The sequence below is a fragment of the Micromonospora sp. NPDC049580 genome (genome assembly GCF_040675595.1).
Taxonomy (GTDB): domain Bacteria; phylum Actinomycetota; class Actinomycetes; order Mycobacteriales; family Micromonosporaceae; genus Micromonospora.
Genome location: NZ_JBFAPG010000480.1, coordinates 1 through 4,807, shown reverse-complemented (window position 1 = coordinate 4,807; position 4,807 = coordinate 1). Strand labels below are relative to the sequence as shown.

At 75.4% G+C, this 4,807-nt stretch carries 5 protein-coding genes and 2 pseudogenes; 2 read left to right on the top strand and 5 right to left on the bottom strand.

Features of this window, described 5'->3' with window-relative positions; all coding sequences use genetic code 11:
• Positions 1–95, top strand: a pseudogene (locus AB0J68_RS27335) (IclR family transcriptional regulator); the annotation flags it as partial.
• A gap of 191 nt (positions 96–286) precedes the next feature.
• On the opposite strand, the pseudogene AB0J68_RS27330 reads toward AB0J68_RS27335, so the two are convergent.
• Positions 287–982 (bottom strand): annotated as a pseudogene (locus AB0J68_RS27330) (SMP-30/gluconolactonase/LRE family protein); the annotation flags it as partial.
• A gap of 201 nt (positions 983–1,183) precedes the next feature.
• On the opposite strand from AB0J68_RS27330, the gene AB0J68_RS27325 reads away from it, so the two are divergent.
• Entirely contained in the window at positions 1,184–1,606 is a 423-nt protein-coding gene (locus AB0J68_RS27325) for an STAS domain-containing protein (RefSeq protein WP_354859004.1), read from the top strand.
• Positions 1,607–1,738: 132 nt separating this feature from the next.
• On the opposite strand, the gene AB0J68_RS27320 is transcribed toward AB0J68_RS27325, so the two are convergent.
• The 4 genes from AB0J68_RS27320 to AB0J68_RS27305 all read right to left on the bottom strand — a co-directional run bounded on the left by AB0J68_RS27320 (position 1,739) and on the right by AB0J68_RS27305 (position 4,685).
• Positions 1,739–2,131 (bottom strand): FKBP-type peptidyl-prolyl cis-trans isomerase, encoded by a 393-nt coding sequence (locus AB0J68_RS27320; protein ID WP_354859001.1) that lies wholly within the window; start codon positions 2,129–2,131, stop codon positions 1,739–1,741.
• 193 nt (positions 2,132–2,324) lie between these two features.
• Entirely contained in the window at positions 2,325–2,882 is a 558-nt protein-coding gene (locus AB0J68_RS27315; RefSeq protein WP_354858999.1) for a hypothetical protein, read from the bottom strand.
• A 163-nt stretch (positions 2,883–3,045) separates the two neighbouring features.
• The gene (locus tag AB0J68_RS27310) at positions 3,046–3,606 is read right to left on the bottom strand and encodes a hypothetical protein (RefSeq protein ID WP_363941191.1); all 561 of its coding nucleotides are present in this window, start codon (positions 3,604–3,606) and stop codon (positions 3,046–3,048) included.
• On the bottom strand, positions 3,603–4,685 hold the full coding sequence (locus tag AB0J68_RS27305; protein ID WP_363941188.1) for an Asp23/Gls24 family envelope stress response protein: 1,083 nt from the start codon (positions 4,683–4,685) through the stop codon (positions 3,603–3,605). Before AB0J68_RS27305 ends, AB0J68_RS27310 begins: the two co-directional genes overlap by 4 nt.
• Positions 4,686–4,807 lie beyond the last annotated feature (122 nt).

Sequence of the window (4,807 nt, the reverse complement as noted above, 5' to 3'; positions counted from 1 at the left end):
AGCCGGTGAGCAGCAGCGGGGAGCTGCAGTCCGGGGCGTACGGGGTGGCCGCGCCGGTGCTCGGCGTACCAGGTCTGGAGGCCAGCGTCGGGGTGCCCTCGCCGTCGACCAGCGCGACCAGCCCGTAGCGGCGCGGCTGCGGCTGCATCGCGTCGGGCAGCAGAGCGGCGAGCTGGCGCAGCCGCGGGTGCGGCAGCAGCCGTTCGGCGATGGGCACCCGGGGGCTGGGCAGGGCGATCCAGTACGTCCCGTCGCCCACCGCGGAGAGATTGTCCGGGTACGCGGGCAGGTCGGCGAGCACCCGCACCCCGCCGCGCAACTCCACGCGGAGCAGCCGGTGGGTGGTGGTCTCGACCAGCATCAGCGCCGACTCGTCGGGGGTCAGCGCGATCCCGTTGGGGAAGTACAGCCCGTCGGCCACCACCTCGGTGCGTCCACTGCCCGGGTGGTGGGCCAGCACACGGCCGTTGGGGCGGTGCTCCAGCAGGTCCCGCTTCCAGTGCGAGACCGGGAACCGGTCCGACGAGTCGGTGAAGTAGACGGTGCCGTCGCGGGCCACCGTCGCGTTGTTGGCCAGGTGCACCGGCGGCGCCGTGCCGGTCAGCTCGCGGACCGCCCCGTCCGGCGTGACCCGCAGCAACCCGCGGTACGCGTCGCACACGATGAGCGCCTCCCCGGACGGATCCGCCTCGATGCCGAGCGGCCGGCCGCCGGTCTCGGCCAGCAGCCGGGGTCGGGTGCCGGCCGGCGCGTCGGCCGGCCACCACCAGATGTTGCCGTCCTCGTCGCCGCTGATGACCCGGCCGCTCGGGTCGACAAGCACGTCCTCCGGCCCGACGGCCCCCGGGGGGAGGGGCAGGAGGTCGACCTGGTCGAGCCGGCGGTCCGTGGCCGCCCACACGCCGTTGAGCGGAGGCGGGACGGTGGCCGGTTCGCGGACGGGACGGATCAGCCGTGGCGGCCGGGGCCGGGGGATCACCATCGGGTCATTCTCCACCGCCGATGCCCTGTCGACCTGGAGCGCCGTGCACGCGGCGCGGCACCTGGCCGTTCGGCCGACCGCGAGGGCCCTGGCCTCCACCCCTAGGGGGATGAGGGGCACATCGGGGGATGACCCTGGGCGTACCCGGGATCACTCCGCGGAGGGGCGAAACTGTCGGTGGTGGGGGCTAGATTTCACCTCATGGAAGAGCGCAGCGACCGGATCGACGTGCAGGTCATCGTGGGTGACCAGGTGGTCCAGGTGCGGGTGGCCGGCGAGGTCGACATCGCCACCGTTGCCGCCTTCCGGTCCGCTCTGTGGTCCGCGCCGGCACGGCCGGTCGTGCAGCTGGAGATGTCCGGGCTGCGCCTGCTCTCCGCGGCCGGGGTGCGCGCGTTGCTCGCCGCGCACCTGCGTGTCCGGGCCCGGGGCGGCGAGCTGGTCCTGGTCGATCCCACCCCGGTGGTGGCCCGGGTGCTGCGCGCCACCGGCCTGCACCGGGTGATGCCGATCCTCGAGCCCGGCCGGGTGGTCGAGGCCGCCCGTCGTCCGGTGCCAGCCGATCTGGTCGAGGCCGCCCGTCGTCCGCCGGCCGCGGCCGGCGGCCTGGTGCTGGCCGCCTGACGCTGACCGCGGTGTGAGCAGGGGCCCCGTCCGAAACGCGGACGTGCGCACGCCGACCAGCGGTCCGACGCCGGCAGCGGGCGCGCTCAGGGGCCGCCCGGCATCGGGCCGAACGACCCCTGCCACGTTCGATCAGCCCACGCCGAGCAGGTCGACGACGAAGATCAGCGTCTCGCCCGGCTTGATGACGCCGGCAGCGCCGCGGTCGCCGTACCCCAGGTGCGGCGGGATGGTGAGGCGGCGACGGCCGCCGACGCGCATCCCCGCCACGCCCTGGTCCCAGCCGGCGATGACCTGACCGCCGCCGAGCGGGAACTCGAACGCCTCGCCCCGGTTCCAGGACGAGTCGAACTCGCCGCCGGTGGAGTGGGACACGCCGACGTAGTGAACGCTGACCAACTGACCCGGCTCGGCCTGCGGGCCGTCGCCCACGGTGATGTCCTCGATCACGAGGTCGGCCGGCGGCGCACCCTCGATCGGACCCACCTCGGGCTTGCCCGATCGGGCGCCTGCTGCCTGGTTCATGCGGGGATCTCCTGCCGTGTTGGGTGATGTGTCCGGTCACCGTCGATCCTGCCGGATAGCGCGTCACCGATGTGCGGCGGACCCGCCACCTGCCCCGACGCGCCCGGACCCGACCCCGGATCACCGAACTGGGGTACGCGTCTCGGCGGGCGTCACGGGTGGTGCCGCCCGCCGTGCGACGGTGCGGTGGTGCTCACCGCAGCCAGGGCACCCGCGCGACGATCGGCAGCTTCGCCCAGAGCTTCCCGAGGCCCCAGGTGTCGCCGGCGTCGACCAGCGCCAGGACCGCGAGCACCGCGGCGTAGATCAGGTGGTCGTCCATGAAGAGGTTGTTCTCCGGAGGCAGGACGGCGGTCCACATGAGGACCAGCAGCAGCCCACCGGCCACGGCCGCGACCCGCATGCCGACGCCGAGCAGGAGCGCGATGCCGATCCCGGCGAGGCCGGCCATGAACAGCCAGTCGGCCCAGGCGGCGCCGGCGATGCCGGTGTAGACGTCCTTGAACGGGCCGGCGACCCCGAAGGTGAGGAAGCCCTTGGTGGGGCTGCCCCCGTTGATCCAGGCGTTCTTCGACCCGGTCTCGTGGCCGAGGCCGAACAGCTTGTCGAGGAAGGCCCAGAGGAAGATCCAGCCGAGCGCCATCCGGGTGCCGGCCAGGACGTACCGGGTGGCCTTCTCTCGGGTGGTGCCGGTCGCCGGAGCGGTGGTCTCGGCGGTGGTCCGCTCGATCGTCGCGGTCATGGTGTCCACGTCCCTTCTCTGCCTCGCACCGCGCTTCCCGGTGGCATCTCCATCAGACGCTCGCGGCGGCGCCCTCGGCAGGGCCGACGGACCGCACCGGCCCGGGACCTTGGACCCCCAACGGCCCTGCTGTTCGGGGTGGTCGTCTGGTGCGGCCTCGGCGGCGACCGGCTCAGGGGCGGGCCGGCGCGATCCGGGCCGTCACGTCGAGGTGTGCGGGTTGGCAGCCGGCCGTCGTGGCGAATCGGCGGACCGACTCGTGGACGTGCTCGCGGACTCCGGCGGCGCGGGCGTCGCTGGTCAGGTCCACCCGGACCCACACGTCGGGGCGCGGTGGCGTGCCGGTGAGCACCACCCGGGCCCGGTGCACCCCGGGCGCGCGCAGCAGGTCCCGTTCCAGCGCGCGTACGAGCACCTCGCTGGCCATTCGGGTGCGACCGGGCAGGCGTCCGGGGCGGCTCAGCGTGCCCCGCAGGGCCCGGTCGGGTCGGCGTAGCGCCCGGTGCAGCAGGCGCTGACCGGCGACGGCGGTCAGCAGCCCGGCCACCGCCGCGGCCAGGGTGCTCCAGGGCGTCGCGAGCCGCCACGCGTCCACCAGCCCGCCGCCGAGCAGGACCGCGTCGGGGTCGCCGAACGGCAGCGTGCCGGAACTGGCTGCCAGCGCGGTCGCACCGCCGGCGACCAGCAGCAGCGCGACGATCGTCCACAGCAGGCGGTGCGCGGCATCGGTCATGCCGGCCGCCGGCGGGGCAGCAGCCGGACGTCGACGCGGTCGGCGCGTGGCGAGGCGAGCTGACGCAGCTCCTGGCGCACGGCGAATTCGACCTCGGCACGGGCCGCCGGGTCGCCGGTGGCGCGCAACCGGGGTCGCCACCGGTCGCCGTGACGCCGGACCCGCACCCGGGTTCCGCGTACGCCCGGCACGGTGTCCGCCGCGTCGGTCAGCCGGCGTTCCACGCACCGCCGGTGCAGGTGCCAGCCGTCGCGCGGGTCGACTCGCAGTCGGACCGGCGTCCACCGGCGCAGTTGGGCGGTCAGGACGAGCAGGCCCAGCAGTGCGGCGGCGGCGGCCGCTGCCCGTACGCCGGGATCGTGCCACCGGGTGGTGGTCAGCGCGCCGTACCACCCGGGGCGGATGAGCAGCGGCGTCGGGCGACCCAGCGTGACCAGCAGCGCCTGCGCGGCCAGCAGGACGCCGCCGGCGAGCAGGGCGACGGCCAGCAGCGCGGACGCCACCCGGTTGGCGGTCGCCGTGGTCAGCTCGGGGCGTGCGACCGGTCGGTGCGGCGGGACGTCGTCGGCCGAGCCGGTCACCACCAGGTCCCGCACCGTGATCGTCACCGCTGCCACCGCGCGGCCGGTGCCGGCGAGCACCTGCTCGGCGACCGCCCGGCGGACCGCGTCGGCGACGGCGGGCACGCGGTGGCCGTACTCGATGATGAGGTTCAGGTCGAGGCCCACGGACCGGTCGCCCACGCGGACGGTTGCCGGGCGGACGTCGGACACGCCCGGCACCCGTCCGGCCGCGTCGGCCGCGATCCGCCCGACCTGGGCCGCGCCGGTTTCGCCGGCCGGCGGCTGCGCGGCGAGGCGCGGCCCGCCGCCGGTCGGGTCGGCGCTCGGGGTGGAACGGGTGGGGGTGGGGCGCGGGGGAAGTCTGTGGTGTCGTCCCGCTCGGTCGGCGTTCGGTCGGCGGCGGATGGTCGGATCACCGGCGGGGCGCGGCTGGCGAGGTCGACGCGGGCGCTCCCCCCGGGGTCGGCGAGGACCCGGCCCGCTCGCGGCGAGGGTGCCGAACTGCTGACGCGACATGCGCTGACCTCCCAGCCGGTCCGCTACGGGCGACCTCGCTGGATACACCTCGCCGGGCGTCCTGGAACACGACCCGGATGTGATCCAGGTCACAGGTGCCTGTCGAGGGCCTGGTCATGGGC